A 21,519-nucleotide genomic window follows, 5' to 3' on the forward strand; every position below is an offset into this window, starting at 1 on the left:
TCACGCGGGTTGGAGAAACGTCATGACAGAGACTGTCGACAACATGCAGGGATCAGTGGCCCCGCCGACCGAGCCGCTCTCGGAGCCGTTCACCATCGGGCTGGACGCGTACCTCTCGCCCGAGTACGCCCGGGCCGAGCGTGACAAGTTGTGGCGCAAGGTGTGGCAGCAGGTCGGCCGGGTCGAGGAGATTCCCCAGGTCGGGGACTTCCTCACCTACGAGATCCTCGACGACTCGGTCATCGTGGTGCGCTCGGCGCCGGACCGGATCCGCGCCTACCACAACGTCTGCTCGCACCGGGGCCGGCCGCTGGTGGACGTCCCACCGGGCGCCCACGACGCCCGCGGCCGCAAGCGGCAGTGGGTGTGCGGGTTCCACGGGTGGCGGTACGACCTGGACGGCGAGAACACGTTCATCGCCGAGCGTGAAGACTGGAAGTGCGCCCTGACCGAGCAGAACACCCGGCTGCCCGAGGTGAAGGTCGACACCTGGGGCGGCTGGCTGTGGATCAACCTGGACCCCGACAGCGGCCCGCTGCGGGAGTACCTCGAGCCCGCGGCCAGCCTGCTCGACCCCTTCCAGCTGCAGAACATGCGTTACCGGTGGCGCCGGTGGCTCGTCTTCGACTGCAACTGGAAGGTCGCCCTCGAGGCGTTCATGGAGACCTACCACGTGCCGTACACGCACCCGGAGTTCATGAGCTTCGGCGCCTTCCTCGGCTGGTCCCGGGCCCAAGGGCAGCACAGCAACATCGGCTACGACGCGCCGAAGGGCATGGACGAGAACCAGGCGAAGCTGCGGGTGGGCGGCGGCACCGACGCGCGGGTCTCCACCGCCGAACTGCAGAACTTCACCTGGGAGAACGCCAACACCAACACGACGCGGACGCTCGTCGACGTGGCGAACCGGCTGGTGGAGGAGCTTCCGGAGGGCACCTCGTCCGCCGAGGTGCTCCAGCACTGGCTGGCCACCGCCCGCGCCGAGGACGCGGCCCGCGGCGTGGTCTGGCCGACCGTCGAACCGGCGCTGGTGGGCAAGAGCGGGACCGCCTGGCAGATCTTCCCGAACTTCCAGATCGGCCACGCGCTGAACAACATGCTCTGCTACAGCGCCCGGCCCTACGGCTACGACCCGGACAAGTGCATCTTCGAGGCGGCCGTCTACGAGCTGTTCCCGGAAGGCGAGGAGCCGGCGACCGAGTGGGAGTTCACTCCCCCCGAGGACCCGGGCTGGCGCACCGTCCTGCCGCAGGACTTCGCCAACATGGCCGCCATCCAGAAGGGCATGAAGACGGCCGGCTTCACCGGGCCGAAGCCGAACCCCTACCGGGAGCGCACCGTGGTCAACCTGCACCACAACCTCGCCCGGTACATGGGTACCGGTGAGCCTCGCCCGCTCCAGCCCTGACGCCTTATCGCGCAATCGCCCGCCGCTGACCGGGTCCGGGTCACCCCCGGACCGGTCAGGGCGCTGTGAAGAACCGAGGACCCTGCATGTCGCACTGCGCCCCGACGCAGACACCCGAGATCGACCATGACGCCCTGCGCGCCCGGTACCTGAACGAACGCGACAAGCGCCTTCGGGAGGACGGCCAGAAGCAGTACCTGGTGGCCGAGGGCGACCTGGAGGAGTTCCACGAGGCCGACCCCTACCTGCCGGTGACCCCGCGCCTGCCGATCCAGGAGGACATCGAGGTCGTCGTGCTCGGCGGCGGCTTCGCCGGTCTCATCGCCGCGGCCCGGATCCGGCAGGCGGGCATCGAGGACGTCCGCATCATCGAGCACGCCGGCGACTTCGGCGGAGCCTGGTACTGGAACCGCTACCCCGGCATCCAGGTCGACTCCGACAGCTACTGCTACCTGCCGTTGCTGGAGGAGGTCGGCTACATCCCGACGCGGAAGTACGCGTACGGCGACGAGGTCTACGAGCACTGCCGGCGCATCGGACGGCATTTCGGGCTCTACGACAAGGCCGTCTTCCACACCCTCGTCCGTTCCCAGGAATGGGACCCGGAGATCGGTCGCTGGCGCATCGGCACCAACCGGAACGACGAGATCCGGGCGCGTTTCGTCGTCATGTGCCAGGGGCCGTTCAACCGTCCGAAGCTGCCGGGCATTCCCGGTCTGAAGGACTTCGCCGGCCACACCATCCACACCGCCCGCTGGGACTACGAGTACACCGGCGGCAGCTCGACCGGCGGGCTGGACAAGCTCGCCGGCAAGAAGGTCGCGGTGGTCGGCACCGGCGCCAGCGGCGTGCAGGTCATCCCGCACATCGCCCAGACGGCGGAGCACCTGTACGTGCTGCAGCGCACGCCGTCGTCCATCGACCACCGCGGCGACAGCCCGACCGACCCGGAGTGGGCCGCGTCGCTGCAGCCCGGCTGGCAGCTGGAGCGGCAGCGCAACTTCCACACCGCGGCGTTCGAGGCGTTCGGCCCCGGCCAGCCCGACCTGGTCTGCGACGGCTGGACGGAGATCAGCCGCAACCTGCAGGCGCACCTGGACGCGACCGACGGCTGGGCGGCGCTGGCGGACCCGGCGAAGTTCATGGAACTTCGCGAGACCGTCGACTACCAGGTCATGGAACGGCTGCGGCAGCGCGTCGACGAGATCGTGACGGATCCGGCGACGGCGGAGGTACTGAAGCCGTACTACCGCTTCCTGTGCAAGCGGCCGTGCTTCAACGACCTGTACCTGCCGACCTTCAACCGGCCGAACGTGACCCTCATCGACGTCTCGAAGACACAGGGCGTCGAACGGATCACCGAGAAGGGCTTCGTCGCGCACGGCGTCGAGTACGAGGTCGACTGCATCGTGTTCGCCAGCGGTTTCGAGATCACCACCGATCTCGACCGCAAGCTCGGCATCGCCCCGTTCGCCGGCCGGGACGGCCGCTCGCTCTACGACCACTGGCGGGACGGTTACCGCACGCAGCACGGCATCATGAGCGACGGCTTCCCGAACCAGTTCTTCACCGGCTTCATCCAGGGTGGGGTGACCGCCAGCACCACCTCGATGTTCGAGCAGCAGGCCGATCACATCGCCTACGTCATCAAAGAGACCCTCGCCCGCGGGGCCACCACTGTGGAGCCCACGACCGAAGCCGTGGACGCCTGGTGCACCACCGTGCGCGAGACGGCGATCGACAACAGCAACTTCGAGCGGGAATGCACCCCCGGCTACTACAACAGCGAGGGTGAGAAGAAGCGCCGGTCGCATCTCGGCGACCCCTACTGGCCCGGTTTCTACGCGCTGGAGGAGCTGTTCCAGGCCTGGCGCGGAACCGGTGAACTCGAAGGTCTTTCCCTGAACCGCTGACCGGTTCATCCCGAGATGTGCGTCGAAGAGGAGCGCTGATGTCGGAACTACGGTTCGACGGCCGGGTGGCGGTGATCACCGGTGCCGGTCGTGGGCTGGGCCGGGCCTATGCCTTACTGCTCGGCTCGCTGGGCGCCAAGGTCGTCGTCAACGACCTCGGCGGCACCATGCGCGGTGAGGGGGTCGACGCCGGGCCCGCCGAGGACGTCGTCAAGGAGATCGTCGCGGCCGGCGGCGAGGCGGTGGCCGTCACCGACTCCGTGAAGACCCCCGAGGGTGGGCAGGCGATCGTCCAGGCGGCGCTCGACCACTACGGCCGGATCGACATCCTGATCCACAATGCCGGGAACGTTCGGTACGCGCCGCTCACCGAGATGTCCTACGAGGACTTCGACGCCGTCCTCGACGTCCACCTGCGGGGTGCCTTCCACGTGGTGCGGGCGGCGTTCGGGCTGATGAAGGACGCCGGGTACGGGCGGATCGTGCTGACCTCCTCGATCGGCGGGTTGTACGGCAACCAGGCGGTGGCCAACTACGCCTCGGCGAAGGCGGGCGTGGTCGGGCTGTCCCACGTGGTCGCGCTCGAGGGCGCGGAGCACGGCGTGACGTCCAACGTCATCGTGCCCGGCGCGCTGACCCGGATGGCGGAGGGCATCGACACCTCGGCCTACCCGCCCATGGGGCCGGAGCTCGTCGCCCCGATCGTGGGCTGGCTCGCCCACGAGTCGTGCTCGGTCACCGGTGAGATGTACGCGGCGATCGCGGGCCGGATCGCGCGCATGTTCATCGGCGAGGTTCCCGGGGTGTACCAGCCGTCCTGGACGATCGACCAGGTCGCCGAGCGGATCGACGCGATCCGCGACACCAGCGACCCGTGGATCCTGCCCATCGTCCCGTCGGCCCACGTCGACCACATCACGCGCAGCTTCGGGATGGCGACGGGCGGGGCCGGCGTCACCGGGCAGACCAGGGGTTCCGCCTGACCCCAGGCCCGACCTGACTCCAGGCCCGACCTGACTTCAGCACCACACCGACCATCGCCAAGCCGTATGCGGGCGGACCGCATGTGCGGACTGAAAGGGGGATGGGGAGCCGGGCCCGAGCGGCCCGTCCCCTGACTACCAATGGGTGTGAAAGTCTACGAGCGCATTCTGCAGCTGTTCGAGGCCGAGGGCATCAACACCATCTTCGGCATTCCTGACCCGAACTTCGTCCACATGTTCCACCGCGCCGAGGAGCGTGGCTGGACTGTCGTCGCGCCGCACCACGAGGAGTCCGCCGGCTTCATGGCGGAGGCCGTGTCGCGGATGACCGGCAAGGCGGCGGTGTGCATCGGCACCCTCGGCCCGGGTGTCGCGAACCTCGCCGGCGCGATGATGTGCGCCAAGGTCGAGAACTCGCCGGTGATCTTCCTCGGTGGGCAGCGGGCGCGGATCACCGAGCAGCGGGTCCGGCGCGGCCGGATCCAGTTCGTGAAGCAGGCCGAGCTGTTCGAGCCGTCGGTCAAGTACAACGCCAGCATCGAGTACGCCGACCAGACCGACGAGGTGATCCGCGAGGGCCTGCGCAAGGCCCTGGGCGGCACCCCCGGGCCGGTCTACATCGAGTACCCCTCGCACATCATCCAGGAGGAGCTCGACGTCGCGGAGCCGGTGGCGCCGTCGGCCTACCGGCTGGTCAACCAGACCGCGGGCGCGGACAGGATCGCCGAGGCCGTGGCGGCCATCAAGGCCGCGAAGCAGCCGATCCTGCTCGTCGGCCACGGTGTTCACACCGCCCGCGCGGGCGAGTCCGTGAAGGCGCTGGCCGACCTGGTCGCCGGGCCGGTGATCCAGACCTCCGGCGGCACCTCGTTCATCAGGGGCCTGGAGGACCGCACCTTCCCGTACGGCTTCTCGGCCGCCTCGATCGACGCCGTGGTGCAGTCCGACCTGGTCGTGGCGATCGGCACCGAGCTCGGCGAGCCGGTGCACTACGGCCGCGGCCGGCACTGGGTCGCGAACGAGGCGAACCGCACCTGGATCCTCATCGAGCAGGACCCGCAGGCGATCGGGGTCAACCGCTCGATCGACGTGCCGTTGGTGGGTGACCTGCGCGCGGTCGTCCCGCAGCTGGTCGAGGCCCTCAGGGACTCGCCGCGCACCGCCACCCCGGAGCTCGCGGGATGGATCAGGCAGGATGCCGAGCAGCTCGCCGAGCTCGCCGAGACCGCGCCGTCGGGCCGCGCCCTGGTGCACCCGGCCCGGCTGATCGTCGAGGCGACGAAGGCGTTCCCGCCGGACGGCATCATGGTCCGCGACGGTGGCGCCATCACGATCTTCGGCTGGACCTACTCGCAGGCCAAGCCGAACGACGTCATCTGGAACCAGAACTTCGGCCACCTGGGCACCGGACTGCCCTACGCGGTCGGCGCCGGTGTCGCCGACGGCGGCCGCCGGCCGCTGATGCTCATCACCGGTGACTCGTCGTTCCAGTTCCACATCGCCGAACTGGAGACCGCGGCCCGGCTCAACCTGCCGCTGGTCTGCGTGGTCAGCGTCGACTACGCCTGGGGTCTGGAGGTCGGCGTCTACAAGCGGACGTTCGGCCAGGGCTCGCTGGAGACCGGCGTGCACTGGAGCAAGGAGACCCGCTTCGACAAGATCGCCGAGGGCTTCGGCTGCTACGGCGAGTACGTCGAGCGCGAGGAGGACATCGCGCCGGCCATCAAGCGCGCCTACGCCAGCGGGAAGACCGCCGTCATCCACGTGCCGGTCGACCCGAAGGCGAACTCGGAGGAAATGCCGAACTACGACGAGTTCCGCACCTGGTATGCGGAAGGAACCCAGTGATAATCCGGCCGAACCAGTCGGCTGACATCCGTCCGCGTGCATTAGGAGAGGACCTTCCGGGATTATGCGCGAGTATCTGAAGTTCTACATCGGCGGTGAATGGGTCGACCCGGCGGAAGCGGCGACGTTCGACGTCGTGAACCCGGCGACCGAGGAGGTGGCCGGCCGCGTCTCCGCCGGTTCCGCCGCCGACGTCGACCGGGCCGTGGCCGCGGCGAAGGCCGCGTTCCCGAGCTACTCGGCGACCAGCCGAGAGGAGCGCGTCGAGCTGCTCCAGTCCATCTCGGACGTCTACCAGAAGCGCTCGGCCGACCTCGGCGCCGCGCTCACCGAGGAGATCGGTGCCCCGGCGGCACTGGCCAACGGCTTCCAGGTGGGCCTGGGCGCCGGCCACCTGGCCACCGCCATCGAGAACCTGAAGACCTACTCCTTCGAGCAGGTGCGCGGCGGCTCGCTGGTCGTGCAGGAGCCGATCGGGGTCGCCGGCCTGATCACGCCGTGGAACTGGCCGATCAACCAGATCGTGGTGAAGGTCGTTCCGGCCCTGGCCACCGGCTGCACGGTCGTGCTCAAGCCGTCGGAGAACTCGCCGTTCACCGCGCAGATCCTGGCCGAGATCTTCGAGGCCGCCGGCGTGCCGGCCGGTGTGTTCAACCTGGTCCAGGGGGACGGGCTCGGCGTCGGCGTGCCGCTGTCGTCGCACCCGGACGTCGACCTGATCTCCTTCACCGGCTCGACCCGCGCGGGCATCGAGATCGCCCGCAACGCCGCCGCGACCGTCAAGCGGGTGACCCAGGAGCTGGGCGGCAAGAACCCGAACATCATCCTCGACGACGCCGACCTGGCCGAGAACGTCGCCAAGGGCGTCGCCGGCGTGATGCTCAACTCGGGCCAGACCTGCAGCGCCGCGACGCGGATGCTCGTCCCGGCCGGCCGGTTGGACGAGGTGATCGAGGCCGCCCGCGCGGCCGCCGAGGCGACGACCGTCGGCGACCCCACCACCGAGGTCGCCATCGGCCCGGTGGTCTCCGGCGCCCAGTTCGACAAGATCCAGGCCCTGATCCAGAAGGGCATCGACGAGGGCGCGACCCTCATCGCCGGCGGCGTCGGGCGCCCCGAGGGCCTCACCCGGGGCTTCTACGTGCGCCCGACCGTCTTCGTGAACGTGCGCAACGACCAGACCATCGCCCGTGAGGAGATCTTCGGGCCGGTCCTGACGATTCTCAGCTACGACAGCCTGGACGAGGCGGTCGAGATCGCGAACGACACCGAGTACGGCCTGGCCGGCGCCGTGGCGGGGGCGGACCTGGAGCAGGCCCGGGCCGTCGCCCGCCGGATCCGCGCCGGGTGGGTCACCATCAACGACGGTTTCGACTTCGACGCCCCGTTCGGCGGCATCAAGAAGAGCGGCAACGGCCGCGAGTGGGGCGAGTTCGGTTTCCACGAATATCTGGAGACCAAGGGAATTCTCGGCTATCAGTAGGGCGACCGGCCGCCTGTCCGTTCGGGCGGCCGATCGTTCGCGTCGAAAGGGCTGTATTCTCCGATGTTTTCTGCGATCCTCATCGAAAAAGGCGAGTCGGGCCAGACCGCCCGCGTCACGAGCCTCGACGACTCGGCGCTGCCGGAAGGCGACGTCACCGTCGACGTCGAGTACTCGACGCTGAACTACAAGGACGGTCTCGCCATCACCGGGAAGTCGCCGGTGGTGCGCAGGTTCCCGATGGTGCCCGGTATCGACCTGGTCGGTGTCGTCACCGAGAGCTCGCACGCGGACTGGAAGCAGGGCGACCGCGTCGTGCTCAACGGCTGGGGCGTGGGGGAGACGCACTGGGGCGGCCTCGCGCAGCGCGCGCGGCTCAGGGGCGACTGGCTGGTGCCGCTGCCCTCGGCCTTCACCCCGCGCCAGTCGATGGCCATCGGCACGGCCGGCTACACGGCGGGCCTGTGCGTCGACGCACTGCTGAACTTCGGCGTCCGCCCGGACCAGGGCGAGGTCCTGGTCACCGGGGCGACCGGCGGCGTCGGCAGTGTCGCGGTCGCGCTCCTGACCAAGGCCGGCTTCAAGGTGGCGGCCGCCACGGGGAAGGCATCGGAGGCTGACTACCTCAGGCAGCTCGGCGCGGTGACGATCATCGACCGCGCCGAGCTCTCCGGGCCGGGCAAGCCGATGCAGAAGGAGCGCTGGGCCGGGGTCGTCGACTCCGTCGGCAGCCACACGCTGGCGAACGCCACCGCACAGACGCGGTACCGCGGCGCGGTCGCCGCCTGCGGGCTCGCCCAGGGGATGGACTTCCCGGCGTCGGTCGCGCCGTTCATCCTGCGCGGTGTCTCGCTGCTCGGCATCGACAGCGTCATGGCGCCGTCCGCCCCGCGGCTCGCGGCCTGGTCGCGGCTCGCGTCCGACCTGGACGCCGGTGCGCTGGAGCTCATCGCCGAGGAGATCGCGCTGGGCGACGTGATCGCCGCGGCCGGCCGGCTGCTGGACGGCACCGTCCGCGGCCGCATCGTCGTCGACGTCAACCGATAGGGGAGCAGCACAGCCATGAGCGAGACGTCAGGAGAATCCGGGACCCCCACCCTCGACCTCACCGATGTCGACCACCGGGTGGGCAAGCCCATCGGCGGCGGGCAGCTGTGGGAGCCGTGCGCCCCGTCGGACATCCGCCGCTGGGTGATGGCGATGGACTACCCGAACCCCCTGCACTGGGACCAGGAGTTCGCGAAGAAGTCCAAGTTCGGCGGCCTGATCGCACCGCAGTCCATCGCCGTCGGGCTGGACTACGGGCACGGCGCGGCGCCGGCCTGTGTCGGCTACATCCCCGGCAGCCACCTGATCTTCGGTGGCGAGGAGTGGTGGTTCTACGGCACCCGCGTGCGGGTCGGCGACCAGCTGTTCCAGAAGCGCCGGTTCCACGACTACAAGGTGGCGGACACCAAGTTCGCCGGCCCCACCATGTTCTCCCGCGGCGACACCGTCCACCGCAACCAGCACGGTGACCTCGTCGCCCGCGAGCGCTCGACCGCCATCCGCTACCTCGCCGCCGAGGCGGAGAAGCGGGGCATGTACGAGAGCCAGCTCGGCGAGAAGAAGCGCTGGACGGCGGCCGAGCTCGCCGAGATCGACAAGCTTCGGACCGAGTGGCTGCTGTCGAACCGGGCCGGCGTCTCCCCGGCGTTCGAGGATGTGAAGGTCGGTGACACCCTGCCCCGGCGGGTGATCGGGCCGCACAGCATCGCCAGCTTCACCACCGAGTACCGGGCGTTCCTGTTCAACATCTGGGGCACCTTCTTCTGGGACGCACCCAAGGGCATCAAGGACCCGTGGGTCTACCAGGACCCGGGCTGGGTCGAGGGCTTCGGGTTCGACGAGGAGGGCGCGAAGATCGACCCGCGGCTGCGGGACGGTCTCTACATGGGCCCGTCGCGCGGGCACATCGACGCCGACAAGGCCAGCGAGGTCGGCATGGCCCGCGCCTACGGCTACGGCGCCACGATGGGTGCCTGGTGCACCGACTACCTCGCGTACTGGGCGGGGCACGACGGCATGGTGCGCCACAACAAGGCGAGCTTCCGGCTGCCGGCCTTCGAGGGCGACGTCACCTACTTCGACGCCGAGATCGTCGGCAAGGAGGAGCAGTCCGTCTGGGGCGTGCCGCTGGTGCAGGTGAAGCTGAAGCTGACCAACCAGGACGGCGGCGTGCTGGTCGACTGCACGGCGGAGGTCGAGCTCCCGTACGGCAGCGAACGCGAAATCACCGGGGACTGACCGTGGCTGCGGCGAACGTGAACGGCTCCGTGCCGTCCCAGCCCGCTGTGCTGGACCCGGCGGATGTCGCGGAACCGTCGGTCGTGTCGGGGCCGCCGCTGAGTTCGGAGCCGGGCCTGGGGTCGCTGACCCTGCCCGGCTTCCTCCGGGAGGTCACCGAGGCCTTCGGTGACCGGGAGGCTCTGGTCTGGCACACGGCCGACGGCGTCGAGCGGTGGTCCTACACCGACCTGTGGGAGCGCGCGGTCGAGGTCGCGGCCGCGCTGCGGGCTGTCGGCGTGGGCAAGGACTGCCGGGTCGGCGTCCTGATGACGAACCGCCCCGAGTGGGTCTCGGCCATGTTCGGGGTGAGCCTGGCCGGCGGCGTCGCGGTCGTGCTCAGCACCTTCTCGACGGCGCCGGAGCTCGATCACCTCCTGCAGGTGTCCGGAGTCTCGGTGCTGCTGTTCGAGCGGATGGTCGTGAAGAAGGACTTCGCGGCCATGCTGACCGAGCTGGACCCGGGCATCACCCGGGCCGTGCCCGGCGGACTGGAGTCCTCACGGTTCCCGTTCCTGCGGCGGCTCGCCGTCATCGGGCCGGGCGCGGCGGGTGGCGCGATCGAGTCCTGGGAGGACTTCCTGGCCGCGGGCCGGTCGGAGCCACGGGAGCTGGTCGAGGCCACCGCGGCCTCCGTCCAGCCCAGTGACCTGGCGGCCCTGTTCTTCTCCTCCGGCTCCACCAGCCGGCCGAAGGGCATCCTCAACTCGCACCGGGGCATCGCCGTCCAGCTGTGGCGCTTCCGCCGCCTGTACGGGTTCTCGCCCGAGGACGACATCCGCAGCTGGGCCGCGAACGGCTTCTTCTGGTCCGGCAACTTCTGCATGGTGCTCGGGAACACCTTCTCCTGCGGCGGGTCGGTGGTGCTGCAGGCGACGATGGTCCCCGACGAGGCGCTGCGGCTGCTGGAGACCGAGCGGGTCACCTTCCCGTTCGCCTGGCCGCACCAGTGGGCTCAGCTCGAGGCGGCGCCGAACTGGAACGACGTCGACCTCAGCAGCCTGCGGTACGTCGACGTCAGCACCCCGATCGCGCGGCACCCCACGGTGACCGCCCGGTGGCACGAGCCGGGGCACGCCTACGGCAACACCGAGACGTTCACCCTGAGCACCGGGCTGCCGGCGAACACGCCGGAGGAGACGCACCGCAACAGCAGCGGCGAGGCGTTACCCGGTGTCACGATCAAGATCGTCGACCCGTTGACGGGTGTCGTGGTCCCGCGCGGCGAGCAGGGCGAGATCTGCGTCAAGGGCCCCACGCTGATGCTCGGCTACCTGGGGACCCCGCTGGACGAGACCCTCGACGCGGAGGGCTTCTTCCGAACCGGTGACGGTGGCTATCTCGACACCGACGGCCTGCTCTTCTGGAAGGGAAGGCTGAACGACATCATCAAGACGGGCGGTGCGAACGTCTCGCCACGTGAGGTGGACGAGGCGCTCGCGACCTTCCCCGGGGTCAAGGTCGCCCAGACCGTCGGGGTGCCCCACGACACGCTCGGTGAGCTCGTCGTCTCCTGCGTCGTGCTGCACGAGGGCGTGCGGGCCGAGGCGGAGGAGATCCGCGGCTACCTCAAGGAGCGGCTGGCGACCTACAAGGTTCCCCGCCAGGTCCTCTTCTTCGACGAGGACGACATCGAGCTCACCGGCTCCGCGAAGGTGAAGACGGCCGAGCTGCGCACCCTCGCGGCGGCCCGCCTGGAACGTGCCGGGGTGCTCTGACGGCGCTCCCCGGCCGGCACCCGGAGGGGGCGCGGAACCCCTCCAGGACACCCTTCACGGTGTCCTCCGCGCCCCCTCCACGGTAATTCCCGGCCCGTTGTGCCGACAGGCCGGTTCGTGCTGGCAAAACATTTCGCCGGACGTGATCAAAAATCGCGCTCCGGCTTGTCGGCATGCCATAAACGGGCTGGCGACCGGTGATGCGGTTGACGGTTGTTTGACGAAGTCGTAGCCTGAATCCACCTTTTCCCGCCCCGCGGTTCCCGTGATCTGCCTCTGGTTTTCCGTGCTGGGTGAGACGATGGTGCTGCGCCCTGACCCGGAATTTCTCGACCACGGCCCCGTAACGGGAAAGCCTTTGTGTCCGGATGTGTGCGGACAGGCTTTCCGGTGGCCGCCGTCTCCGGGTGTGCGGGTTGAGCCGGCGATGCGGGTGTGCCGACCCGCGGACAACGAGGAGGGCTGGGCCTTGCCTGACGAGCTGGAGCGGCGTGCCGCCGCACCGGACCGAGCGTTGCCGGACCGAGCGTTGCCGGACCGGGCGTCGCCGGACCGGGCATTGCCGGACGGAATGCTGCCGGACCGGGCGTTACGACGTGGCTGGTCGGCCGGAGACATGATCGTCCGGGACGGGGTGGCCTGGGGCAACCGTTGGCAGGCCGGTCAGGGAGGCCTGCTCCACCGGGTCCTCCCCGTCGAGCGGACCGCCCCGCACCGCATGCACTGCACCATCTCCGGGGCGCCGGAGCTGGGTCTGTGACCGCCCGTGTCGCGATCGTCACCGGTGGTGCCTCGGGCATCGGCGGGGCCATCGCCCGCCGGCTGGCCGCCGACGGGGCCGCCGTCGCGATCTTCGACCTGGACGGTGGGGCCGCCCGCGCGGCGGCCGCCGCGCTCGAGGCGGTGGGCGGCACGGCGCGCGGGTACACCGTGGACGTGACCGACCGCGCCGCCGTTGACGCGGGAGTGGAGCAGACCCGCGGCGACCTCGGCCGCCCCACGATCCTGGTGAACTCCGCGGGTATGACCCCACCACCTACGCCGTTCCTCGACACGACGTTCGAGCTGTGGCGGCGCACGATCTCGGTGAATCTCGACGGCACTTTCCACTGCTGCCAGTCGGTGCTTCCGGACATGGTCGCCGAGGGCTGGGGGAGAATCGTGAACATCTCCTCGTCCAGCATGCACAGTGGTGTTCCACGACTCAGCTCCTATGTCACCGCGAAATCCGGTGTGGTGGGTCTGACCAAGGTGCTCGCGCTGGAGTTCGGGCCGCGGGGCGTCACGGTCAACACCATCCCGCCGGGATTCATCGACACACCCATGCTGCGGGCCTCCGAGAAGGAAGGCCTGATGAAGACCGAGGAGCAGATCGCGAGGACCCCGGTCGGCCGCATCGGCCAGCCTGAGGACATCGCGGCCGCCTGCGCCTTCCTCATCAGGGAGGAGGCCGGCTACATCACCGGCCAGGTCATCGGCGTCAACGGCGGCCGCAACACCTGACGGTCGGCACGGGCAGGAGGGCGGGGAGTCACCGAGATGCCACGGATATCACCGCAGCCGGCGACACAGTGGTCGCCGGAGGCGAGGGCCGTGTTCGACTCCTTCCGGGACGCCGCGCGCAGCGGCGTCCCGGCCACGCCCGGCGGCGCAGCGGCCGACGCGGCCACGGCGGGCGCCGCCGACGACGGTCCGAGCGGGGCCAACGTCTTCGGCACGCTGGCCCGTCACCCCGCCCTCGCCGAGGCGTTCCTCGCGTTCAACGGCCACGTCCTCTACGGGTCGTCGCTGCCGCCGCGGGTCAGCGAGCTGCTGATCCTGCGGGTCGCGGCACTGCGCCGGTGCGGCTACGAATGGGCCCAGCACGCCCTGCGGGCGCAGGAGTTCGGGATCAGCGCCGAGGAGATCGCGCGGGTCGTCGAGGGCCCGGCCGCCCCCGGCTGGTCAGCCACCGACCGGACCTTGCTGGCGGCGGTCGACGAACTGCTCGCCGGGGCGGCGGTGGGGGCCACGACCTGGGCCGCGCTCGCCGGGTTCCTCGACGAACGGCAGCTCATGGACGTGGTCGCCACGGTCGGCGCGTACGACCTGGTGGCGATGATGTTCCTGTCCTTCGGCGTCGAGCCCGACCCGGACATCGTGCCGTACCTGCCCGAGGGCTGGTAGGCCGGCGCGGCCCGGCCGCGCCACGGTGGCGCCGGGTCCGCCGAGCTCGGTCGGCTGAGCCTTCCTGCCGAGCCGGCCTTCCCGCCGAGCCGGCCTTCCCGCCGAGCCGGCCTGCCCGCCGAGTCGGCTCAGCGGGCGGTCCAGCCGCCGTCCACCACGATCGTCTGCCCGGTGACGTAACGCCCGGCGTCGCTGGCCAGCCACACCACCGCGCCGGTGATGTCCTCGGGGCTGCCCTCCATCGGCAGTGGGGTGTTGCGGCGCAGGTACTCGATGGAGCGCTCGCTGTCGTAGAGCGGCCCGGTGATCTCGCTGCGGAAGAACCCGGGCGCCACTGTGTTCACCCGGATCGAGTGCCGCGCCCACTGCACCGCCAGTTCGGACGTCAGCCCGGACAGCCCGGCCTTGCTGGCGGCGTAGGACGCCTGCGGGATCCCCGGGATGCCGACCCGCCCGCTGATCGACGAGATGTTGATGATCGTGCCCCGCCCGACCGCCAGCATGTGCGGCTGGACGTCCTGGGCGAGCAGGAACGGGGCCAGCAGGTTGAGGTCGACCGTGCGCCGGCTGGCGTCCAGCGGCTCCGACTCGGCGCGCTCGTAGGTGAACATGGAGCCGGCGCCGTTCACGAGGATCTCGGGCCGGCCCAGCTGCTCGGCCACGGCCGGCACGACCGTGCGCACCTGGTCGAGATCCGACAGGTCACAGGTGACCGCCGCGCCGTCGATCTCCTTGGCGAGCTCGGTGAGCCGGTCGAGCCGGCGGGCGACGACGGCGACCCGCGCCCCGAACCCGGCCAGCGCCCGCGCGACCGCGACACCGAGGCCGGAGGAGGCGCCGGTGACGATCGCCACCCGGCCGTCGAGATCGAACATCCGGGCTGCGGCTTCGGCGGCCGGCGTCACGTGGTCTCCCCTCCGGGGTCCTCCGGTCAGTCCTGACCGGCTCCGACCCGCTCCGACCCTAACGATGACCTCGCTATCCTTGCAAGGATTAGCGCTCGGTCGGCGAGTGGGGGCCGGGTTCCGGGGCGGCTGGCGGTCCGGCGAGTCGGATGCGGCTGTTGTCCCAGCGCAGCAGCCGTCCCCGCGGGTCCAGCCGGAGCACGGTGCGGTCGGCGTAGGCGGCGCGGACGGCGGCCGGCAGCCGTTCCGGCGGGAGCCGGAACGCGGCGTACTTCGTGTCGAGCAGGTCGCGGACCCGCCGGCGCGCAGCATCGTCGTCCACCACCCGCAGCCGGCCGCTGACGTGCACCGCGCGCAGGTCCACCCACGCCCGGCCGGCCTCCACGAGGAACGCCGCGCGCGGGTCGCGGCGCACTCGCGCCAGCTTGGCCGCCCGCGGCGGCGTCGACAGGTACACGGCCCGGCCGAGGACGACGAACCACATCGGCAGCGTGACCGGCGCGCCGTCCGCGCGCAGCGTCGTGAGGATCCCGGTGTGCGCCCCGGCCAGGAACTCCCAGGCCTCGTCCTCGGTCACCGGCTCAGCGGCGGGTGTCGACGAGATCGGACAGGCCGGCGCGCTGGACCTTGCCCATCGCGTTCACCGGCAGCGCGTCCACCTGCGACCAGAACTCGGGCACCTTGTACGGGGAGAGCTCGCGGCGGCACAGCTCCGCGAGCGCGGCCATGTCCAGCGGCGGGCCGGCGCTCTCGACGACGGCCGCGACGCGCTGGCCGAGCCGGTCGTCGGGCACCGGGCACACCGCGACCCGCACGACGTCCGGATGGGTGGCGATGACCCGCTCGACCTCCAGCGGGTAGACGTTGGCGCCGCCGCGGATGATGACGAGCTTCTTGCGGTCCAGCACGGAGAGCCAGCCGTCGCCGTCCACGGTGCCCACGTCGCCGGTGGCGAAGGGGCCGGGCTCCGGCGGGCGGACCCGGCCCTGCTCCCAGTAGCCGAGCAGCGGACGCCACAGGCCCGCCCACGGCCCGCTGGTCGCGCCGGCGAGCCGGAGCTCGCCGAGCTCACCCGCCGGCAGCCGGTTGCCGGCGTCGTCGTAGGCGGCGACGTCGTAGTGCGGCAGCACCTGGCCGCTGCTGCCCGCGCGCCACCCGCCGTCCGGCGGGTCGATCGCGACCACCGTCGGCGCCTCGCTCAGGCCGTAGGTGACCCGCGGCACCAGGCCGTGCGTGGCGGCGAACGCGGTGCGCAGCGCCTCCGGGGTGTCGCTGCCGCCGCTCCAGACCTCCCGCAGCGAGCTCAGGTCGGCCTCCGGGCGGGCGGCGAGGTCGTGGAGCTGGGCCGGCGCCCCGTTCCACACCGTGACCTTGCGGGAGGAGATCCAGTCGACGACGCCGCTGACGTCACGGCGGTTCATCACCACCGCGCAGCCGCCGGCCTGGGCGGTGAGCAGCGTCGACAGGACCAGCATGTTGAGGATCGTCATCGGGAAGCTGTCGCCCTTGCGCAGCTGGGGCCCCCAGCCGCGGGTCGCGACGAGAACCGCGCCGGGCAGCAGCAGGTTGCGCTGGCTGTGCACGACCGCCTTGGGACGTCCCGACGTCCCGCTGGTGAACCCGATGCCCGCGGGCGCGTCGAGGTCGAGGGCGAGGCCGGCGGGCGGCGTCGTCCCCCCGCGGGCGAGCAGGTCCGCCCAGCGGTCGGGGTCGACCCGGCCCGGGGTCTCCAGCAGGCAGCGCGGCCCGGCGAGCACGACGGCGGGGCCGCAGACCTCGTGCAGGTCCTGCTGCTCGGCGGCGGTCAGCGCCTCGCCGATGCCGGCCCAGACGGCGCCGATCCGCTGCGCGCCGTGGAAGGCGGCGACGATGTCGAGGTCGTTGGGCAGGCAGGCGGCGACCCGGTCGCCGGGGCGCACGCCCAGCGACCAGAGTGCGCCGGCCGCGCGGGAAGCCTGCTCGTCGAGTTCGGCGTACGTCCACGACCCGCTGGCGGCCTCGATGGCGGTCGCCTCGGGGCGGGTGGCCAGGGCGTCGTCCAGAACCCGGGCGATCGGCCGCAGTGCGGGTACCCCGGGCGGCCGCGCCCCGCCGGCTCCCGGTTCGGGGGCCGGCCCACCGGAGGACCGGGGCGCGGTCTGATCGGTGGACTGGTCAGGGGGCTGTGGCGCGTCGCCGGAGCTGCTCACGACATCTTGATAGCACTATCCTTGCAAGGATTCATCCTCTACTGTCGATGGGCACCGCTCCGGACGTCGCAGCACCGGAGACGGGCAATGCTGGGATCGAGGCCATGCACCGCCCGCCGCGCGCCACCCTCCAGGCACCGGCCTCCGGACGCCGGGCTGCCGGCTCCTCGCACAGCCGGACCGCGCCGCGGCCCGGCCGGTGGGGAGCTCCGGACGCGCGGTGTGCCGCCGCACGCCCTGGGCGCCGGCGATCCACCAGCAGCCAGTACCCGGCCTCCGCGGCAGCGGCGGCCCGGGCCTCATGGATGGTAGGGGTGGTCGATACGTGAAGGCTGTGACCGGTACCGCCGAATCTGGTACCAAGGAATGACGCATTCCGGCCCGCTTTCCGGCGTCCGCGTCATCGATCTCACCGCGATGGTGATGGGACCGTACTGTACCCAGATCATGGCCGACATGGGCGCCGACGTGATCAAGATCGAGCCGCCGGCCGGGGACAACACACGCTACATCTCGGTCGGCCCGCGGCCGGGCATGGCGGGCGTCTTCGTCAACGTCAACCGGGGCAAGCGCAGCGTCGTGCTGGACCTGCGCACCCCCTCGGGCGCGGCGGCGCTGCGCGAGCTCGTCGTCGACGCGGACGTCTTCATCCACTCGATGCGGGGGAAGGCGATCGACCGGCTCGGATTCGGCTACGAGGCGGTCGCCGCGCTCAACCCGTCCGTCGTCTACACCAACTGCTACGGCTACAGCCGCCGGGGGCCGGACGCGGACCTCACCGCCTACGACGACACCATCCAGGCCGAGTGCGGGATTCCCTACGCCCAGGAGCAGCTCACCGGTGAGGCCAGTTATGTCGGCACCATCATGGCCGACAAGGTCGCCGGCCTGACGGCGCTGTACGCCACGATGATGGCGTTGTTCCACCGGGAGCGCACCGGCGAGGGGCAGGAGGTCGAGGTCGCGATGTTCGAGACCATGGCCGCGTTCATGCTCGTCGAGCACGCCAACGGGGCCATGTTCAGCCCCGCCCTCGGGCCCGCCGTCTACCCGCGGGCCGTCGCGCCGAACCGGCGTCCGCACCGCACCAGCGACGGCTACATCTCCGTGCTCGTCTACAACGACAAGCAGTGGTCCGCCTTCGTCAACGCGGTGAAGCCGCCCTGGGCGGGGGAGCACCTCGCCACCCTGGAACAGCGCGCGCGTCAGATCGACACCGTCTACGCGCTGCTCGGGGAGACCTTCCGGGAGCACACCACGCAGTACTGGCTCGACCTGCTGCGGTCGCTGGACGTCCCCGCCGCGCCGGTGCGCTCCCTCGACGAGCTGTTCGACAACCCGCACCTGAACAGCGTCGGCTTCTTCGAGACGGTCGACACCGACGACGGACCGGTGCGGTTCCCCGGCACTCCCGCCTGGTTCTCGCGCACCCCCGGCCGGGTCGCCGGCCCCGCCCCACGGCTCGGCGCCCACACCCGCGAGGTCCTCGACGGCCGCCCCGGCGCGGCCGAGGAACGTCCGGTCACCCGTGCCACTCGTGTCGCCCGAGCAGACGGAGGTGTCTGATGGCCAACATCGTGCACGTGCTGACGACCTCGGCGCAGCGGTACCCGGACCGCACCGCCGTCCGCCACGCCGGGCGCCGGACGTCCTACCGGGAGCTGCGGGAGCAGGCGGCGCGGTTCGGCTCGGCGCTGCTGCGGCGCGGCCTGGAGCCCGGCGACCGGGTCGCGCTGTTCCTGCCGAACTGCGGGCAGTACCTGACCGCCCTCTTCGGCGCCTGGTACGCCGGGCTGGTGGCCGTGCCGATGAACGCCAAGCTCGCCGGCCCCGAGGTCGCGGTGATCCTGGGCGACAGCGGGGCCCGCGCGCTCGTCCACGGCGCCCCGGCCGCCCCGCTGGTCGCCGGGCTCGGCCTGACCGGCGAGGCCGGCCTGCACACCGTGCAGGTGGACGTCGGTGCGCCCGGTGGGGACGACTTCGACCGGCTGCTCGCCGAGGGTGACCCCGGCCTCGCCCCGGCCGAGGTGGCCCCCGACGATCTCGCCTGGCTGTTCTACACGTCCGGGACGACCGGGCGGCCCAAGGGCGCGCAGCTGACCCACCGCAACCTCACGGTCATGACCTGGACGCTGCTCGCCGACGTCTGCGCCTACACGCCGGACGACATCGCCCTGCACATCGCCCCGCTGTCGCACGGCAGCGGGCTGTACGCGCTGGGCGCGATCGCCCGCGGCACCGACAACCTCATCTACGACGGAGGCGGGTTCGACCCGGCCGCGGTGCTCGACCTGATCGCCCGGGAGCGGGTCACCGTCCTGGCGTTCCTCGTCCCGACGATGATCGTCCGCCTGCTCGCGGTGGAGGGGAAGCCGGACACCGGCTCCCTGCGCTGCGCCGTCTACGGGGGCGCGCCGATCCACGTCGAGCACTCCCGGGCGATGATCGAGCGGTTCGGGCCGGTGTTCGTCCAGATCTACGGCCAGGGCGAGTCGCCGATGACCGTCACCTACCTCAACCACGCGACCGCGCCGGACGCCCCGCTCGACTCCGCCGGCGTCGCGCACCCGGGGATCGAGGTCAGCATCCTCGACGCCGACGACCGGCCGGTGCCGGCGGGCGAGGAGGGTGAGGTCTGCGTCCGCGGGGACGTCGTGATGCGCGGTTACTGGAACAACCCGGACGCGACGGCGCGCGCACTGCGCGGGGGCTGGCTGCACACCGGCGACATCGGCCGGATCGACGAGCGCGGGGTCCTGTTCCTGCTCGACCGCAGCAGCGACGTGATCATCTCGGGTGGGGCCAACATCTACCCGCGCGAGGTCGAGGAGGCGCTCGTCCAGCATCCGGCCGTGGCCGAGGTTGTGGTCTTCGGGGTGCCGGACGAGACCTGGGGCGAGAACGTCGTCGCCGCGGTGGTGCCCGCCACGACCCCGCCGCCGCCCGAGGGCGAGCTGATCAGCTTCAGCACCACCCACATCGCGAGCTTCAAGAAGCCGAAGAAGATCATCTACCTGGAGGCGCTGCCGAAGAGCGCCTACGGCAAGGTCCTGCGGCGTGAGGCCCGCAGACTCGTCCTGGCCGACGACTAATGGGAGCTACCGGGTCGGCATAGGGCAGGCTCGGTGCCGGTAGCCGCCAGCGGGTGAGCACTCCCAACGACTGGACCGAGTCGAGTCCTAGTGTCAGACCGTGTCCCCGCTGGTGGTCGGGAGAGGTGACCGCTGATGGGATGTCGTGCCGGCCGGTGGCGGTGTGAGCACTTGACCATTAGTCCGCTGGTGGCTCTCCCCGGCTGCTGAACCTGTCCGTGTGCGGGTCGGGAGGATGTCGGTGCTGTTCGTCGGGGATGACTGGGCTGAGGATCATCATGATGTGGAGGTGCAGGACGAGGCGGGCCGCAGGCTGGTGAAGGCGCGGCTGCCGGAGGGGCTGGCCGGGATCACCCGGCTGCACGAGCTGGTCGGTGCGCACCTACCCGAGGACGCCGACCCGGCCCAGGTGGTGATCGGGATCGAGACCGACCGCGGACCGTGGGTGTCCGCGCTGGTCGCGGCCGGCTACCAGGTGATCGCGGTGAACCCGCTGCAGGCCGCCCGCTACCGGGAGCGGTACTCGACGTCGGGGGCCAAGAGCGACGCCGGGGACGCGCACGCACTGGCGGACATGGTCCGCACCGACCGCCACCAGCTGCGGGCCGTCGCCGGCGACAGCGAGCTCGCGGAGGCAGTAAAGATCACCGCCCGGGCCCACCAGACGCTCATCTGGGACCGCACCAGGCAGGTCCAGCGGCTGCGCGCGGCGCTGCTGGAGTCGTTCCCGGCCGCCGTGGCCGTGTTCGACGACCTGGCCGCCCCGGACACGTTGGAACTGCTCGCCAAGGCACCGACACCGGAGCTGGCCCGGCGGCTGACCATCGCGCAGCTCTCCGCGGCGTTGAAGCGGGCCCGCCGCCGCGACATCGCCGAGAAGTCCCGGAAGATCAGGGCCGCGTTCCAGGCCGGGCAGCTGCCCGTGTCCCCGGTGATCGCCGGCGCCTACGCGGCGGTCGTCCGTGCCCAGGCCGCGCTGATCGGCACGCTCAACGCCGAGATCGACCGGCTCGCCGAGCAGGTCGATGCCCATTTTGGCCAGCACCCGGACGCTGAGGTCTACCGGTCCCAGCCCGGCCTGGGGCCGGTCCTCGCCGCCCGGGTGCTCGCGGAGTTCGGGGACGACCCCGACCGCTACACCAACGCGAAGGCGCGGAAGAACTACGCCGGGACCAGCCCGATCACCCGCGCGTCCGGGAAGAAGAAGGTCGCCCTGGCCCGCTACGCCCGCAACCACCGGCTCGCCGACGCCCTGCACCAGCAGGCCTTCTGCGCCCTGGGCGCCTCACCCGGCGCCCGCGCCTACTACGACGCCCTGCGCGCCCGCGGCGCCGGTCACCACGCCGCGCTCCGCCAGCTCGGTAACCGCCTCGTGGGCATCCTCCATGGCTGCCTCAAGACCCAGACCGCCTACAACGAAGCAACCGCCTGGCCACAGAACGTCACGCTCGACGCCGCCGCTTGACATCCAAAAACATGGGATGTCTGA

17 protein-coding genes are annotated in these 21,519 nt (G+C 71.2%); 14 read left to right on the forward strand and 3 right to left on the reverse strand.

What is annotated here, in order from left to right:
- Positions 1-22 precede the first annotated feature (22 nt).
- The 11 genes from B207_RS0117670 to B207_RS0117720 all read left to right on the forward strand — a co-directional run bounded on the left by B207_RS0117670 (position 23) and on the right by B207_RS0117720 (position 13,844).
- Positions 23-1,408 carry an aromatic ring-hydroxylating oxygenase subunit alpha gene (locus tag B207_RS0117670; protein ID WP_018637898.1) on the forward strand — a complete coding sequence of 462 codons (1,386 nt, stop codon included), beginning with the start codon at positions 23-25 and terminating at the stop codon, positions 1,406-1,408.
- Between the two features lie 86 nt (positions 1,409-1,494).
- The gene (locus B207_RS0117675; protein WP_018637899.1) at positions 1,495-3,321 is read left to right on the forward strand and encodes a flavin-containing monooxygenase; all 1,827 of its coding nucleotides are present in this window, start codon (positions 1,495-1,497) and stop codon (positions 3,319-3,321) included.
- A 38-nt stretch (positions 3,322-3,359) separates the two neighbouring features.
- Positions 3,360-4,304: an SDR family NAD(P)-dependent oxidoreductase gene (locus B207_RS0117680; protein ID WP_018637900.1), complete on the forward strand. Its 945-nt coding sequence runs from the start codon at positions 3,360-3,362 to the stop codon at positions 4,302-4,304.
- A 141-nt stretch (positions 4,305-4,445) separates the two neighbouring features.
- Positions 4,446-6,152 carry a thiamine pyrophosphate-binding protein gene (locus B207_RS0117685; RefSeq protein ID WP_018637901.1) on the forward strand — a complete coding sequence of 569 codons (1,707 nt, stop codon included), beginning with the start codon at positions 4,446-4,448 and terminating at the stop codon, positions 6,150-6,152.
- A gap of 64 nt (positions 6,153-6,216) precedes the next feature.
- Entirely contained in the window at positions 6,217-7,635 is a 1,419-nt protein-coding gene (locus B207_RS0117690; protein WP_018637902.1) for an aldehyde dehydrogenase family protein, read from the forward strand.
- A gap of 63 nt (positions 7,636-7,698) precedes the next feature.
- On the forward strand, positions 7,699-8,682 hold the full coding sequence (gene acuI / locus B207_RS0117695) for an acrylyl-CoA reductase (NADPH) (protein ID WP_018637903.1): 984 nt from the start codon (positions 7,699-7,701) through the stop codon (positions 8,680-8,682).
- Between the two features lie 15 nt (positions 8,683-8,697).
- Entirely contained in the window at positions 8,698-9,921 is a 1,224-nt protein-coding gene (locus tag B207_RS0117700) for an FAS1-like dehydratase domain-containing protein (protein ID WP_018637904.1), read from the forward strand.
- 47 nt (positions 9,922-9,968) lie between these two features.
- The gene (locus B207_RS0117705; RefSeq protein WP_407671429.1) at positions 9,969-11,678 is read left to right on the forward strand and encodes a class I adenylate-forming enzyme family protein; all 1,710 of its coding nucleotides are present in this window, start codon (positions 9,969-9,971) and stop codon (positions 11,676-11,678) included.
- A gap of 469 nt (positions 11,679-12,147) precedes the next feature.
- Positions 12,148-12,438: a hypothetical protein gene (locus B207_RS0117710; protein WP_154675415.1), complete on the forward strand. Its 291-nt coding sequence runs from the start codon at positions 12,148-12,150 to the stop codon at positions 12,436-12,438.
- A complete protein-coding gene (locus tag B207_RS0117715; protein ID WP_018637907.1) occupies positions 12,435-13,181 on the forward strand; it encodes an SDR family NAD(P)-dependent oxidoreductase in 747 nt (248 codons plus the stop codon). Before B207_RS0117710 ends, B207_RS0117715 begins: the two co-directional genes overlap by 4 nt.
- A gap of 90 nt (positions 13,182-13,271) precedes the next feature.
- A complete protein-coding gene (locus B207_RS0117720; RefSeq protein ID WP_018637908.1) occupies positions 13,272-13,844 on the forward strand; it encodes a carboxymuconolactone decarboxylase family protein in 573 nt (190 codons plus the stop codon).
- Positions 13,845-13,972: 128 nt separating this feature from the next.
- Here the strand turns inward: B207_RS0117720 and B207_RS0117725 are convergent, their stop codons facing one another.
- From B207_RS0117725 to B207_RS0117735, 3 genes are all read right to left on the reverse strand, one after another.
- Positions 13,973-14,719 (reverse strand): SDR family NAD(P)-dependent oxidoreductase, encoded by a 747-nt coding sequence (locus tag B207_RS0117725; protein ID WP_051102574.1) that lies wholly within the window; start codon positions 14,717-14,719, stop codon positions 13,973-13,975.
- 118 nt (positions 14,720-14,837) lie between these two features.
- The gene (locus tag B207_RS0117730; RefSeq protein ID WP_018637910.1) at positions 14,838-15,326 is read right to left on the reverse strand and encodes a pyridoxamine 5'-phosphate oxidase family protein; all 489 of its coding nucleotides are present in this window, start codon (positions 15,324-15,326) and stop codon (positions 14,838-14,840) included.
- A gap of 4 nt (positions 15,327-15,330) precedes the next feature.
- On the reverse strand, positions 15,331-16,938 hold the full coding sequence (locus tag B207_RS0117735) for a class I adenylate-forming enzyme family protein (protein WP_018637911.1): 1,608 nt from the start codon (positions 16,936-16,938) through the stop codon (positions 15,331-15,333).
- A gap of 366 nt (positions 16,939-17,304) precedes the next feature.
- Between B207_RS0117735 and B207_RS0117740 the strand changes: the two genes are divergently transcribed.
- The 3 genes from B207_RS0117740 (at position 17,305) to B207_RS0117750 (ending at position 21,495) form a co-directional block, all read left to right on the forward strand.
- Complete coding sequence (locus tag B207_RS0117740; protein WP_018637912.1) at positions 17,305-18,504, forward strand: CaiB/BaiF CoA transferase family protein; 1,200 nt, start codon at positions 17,305-17,307, stop codon at positions 18,502-18,504.
- A complete protein-coding gene (locus tag B207_RS0117745; RefSeq protein ID WP_018637913.1) occupies positions 18,504-20,030 on the forward strand; it encodes an AMP-binding protein in 1,527 nt (508 codons plus the stop codon). The genes B207_RS0117740 and B207_RS0117745 overlap by 1 nt, the downstream gene beginning before the upstream one ends.
- Positions 20,031-20,271: 241 nt before the next feature.
- Positions 20,272-21,495, forward strand: coding sequence for an IS110 family RNA-guided transposase (locus tag B207_RS0117750; protein WP_018637025.1), 1,224 nt, complete (start codon positions 20,272-20,274; stop codon positions 21,493-21,495).
- The last annotated feature ends 24 nt before the right edge of the window (positions 21,496-21,519 follow it).

It is taken from the genome of Parafrankia elaeagni (assembly GCF_000374165.1).
GTDB lineage: Bacteria > Actinomycetota > Actinomycetes > Frankiales > Frankiaceae > Parafrankia > Parafrankia elaeagni.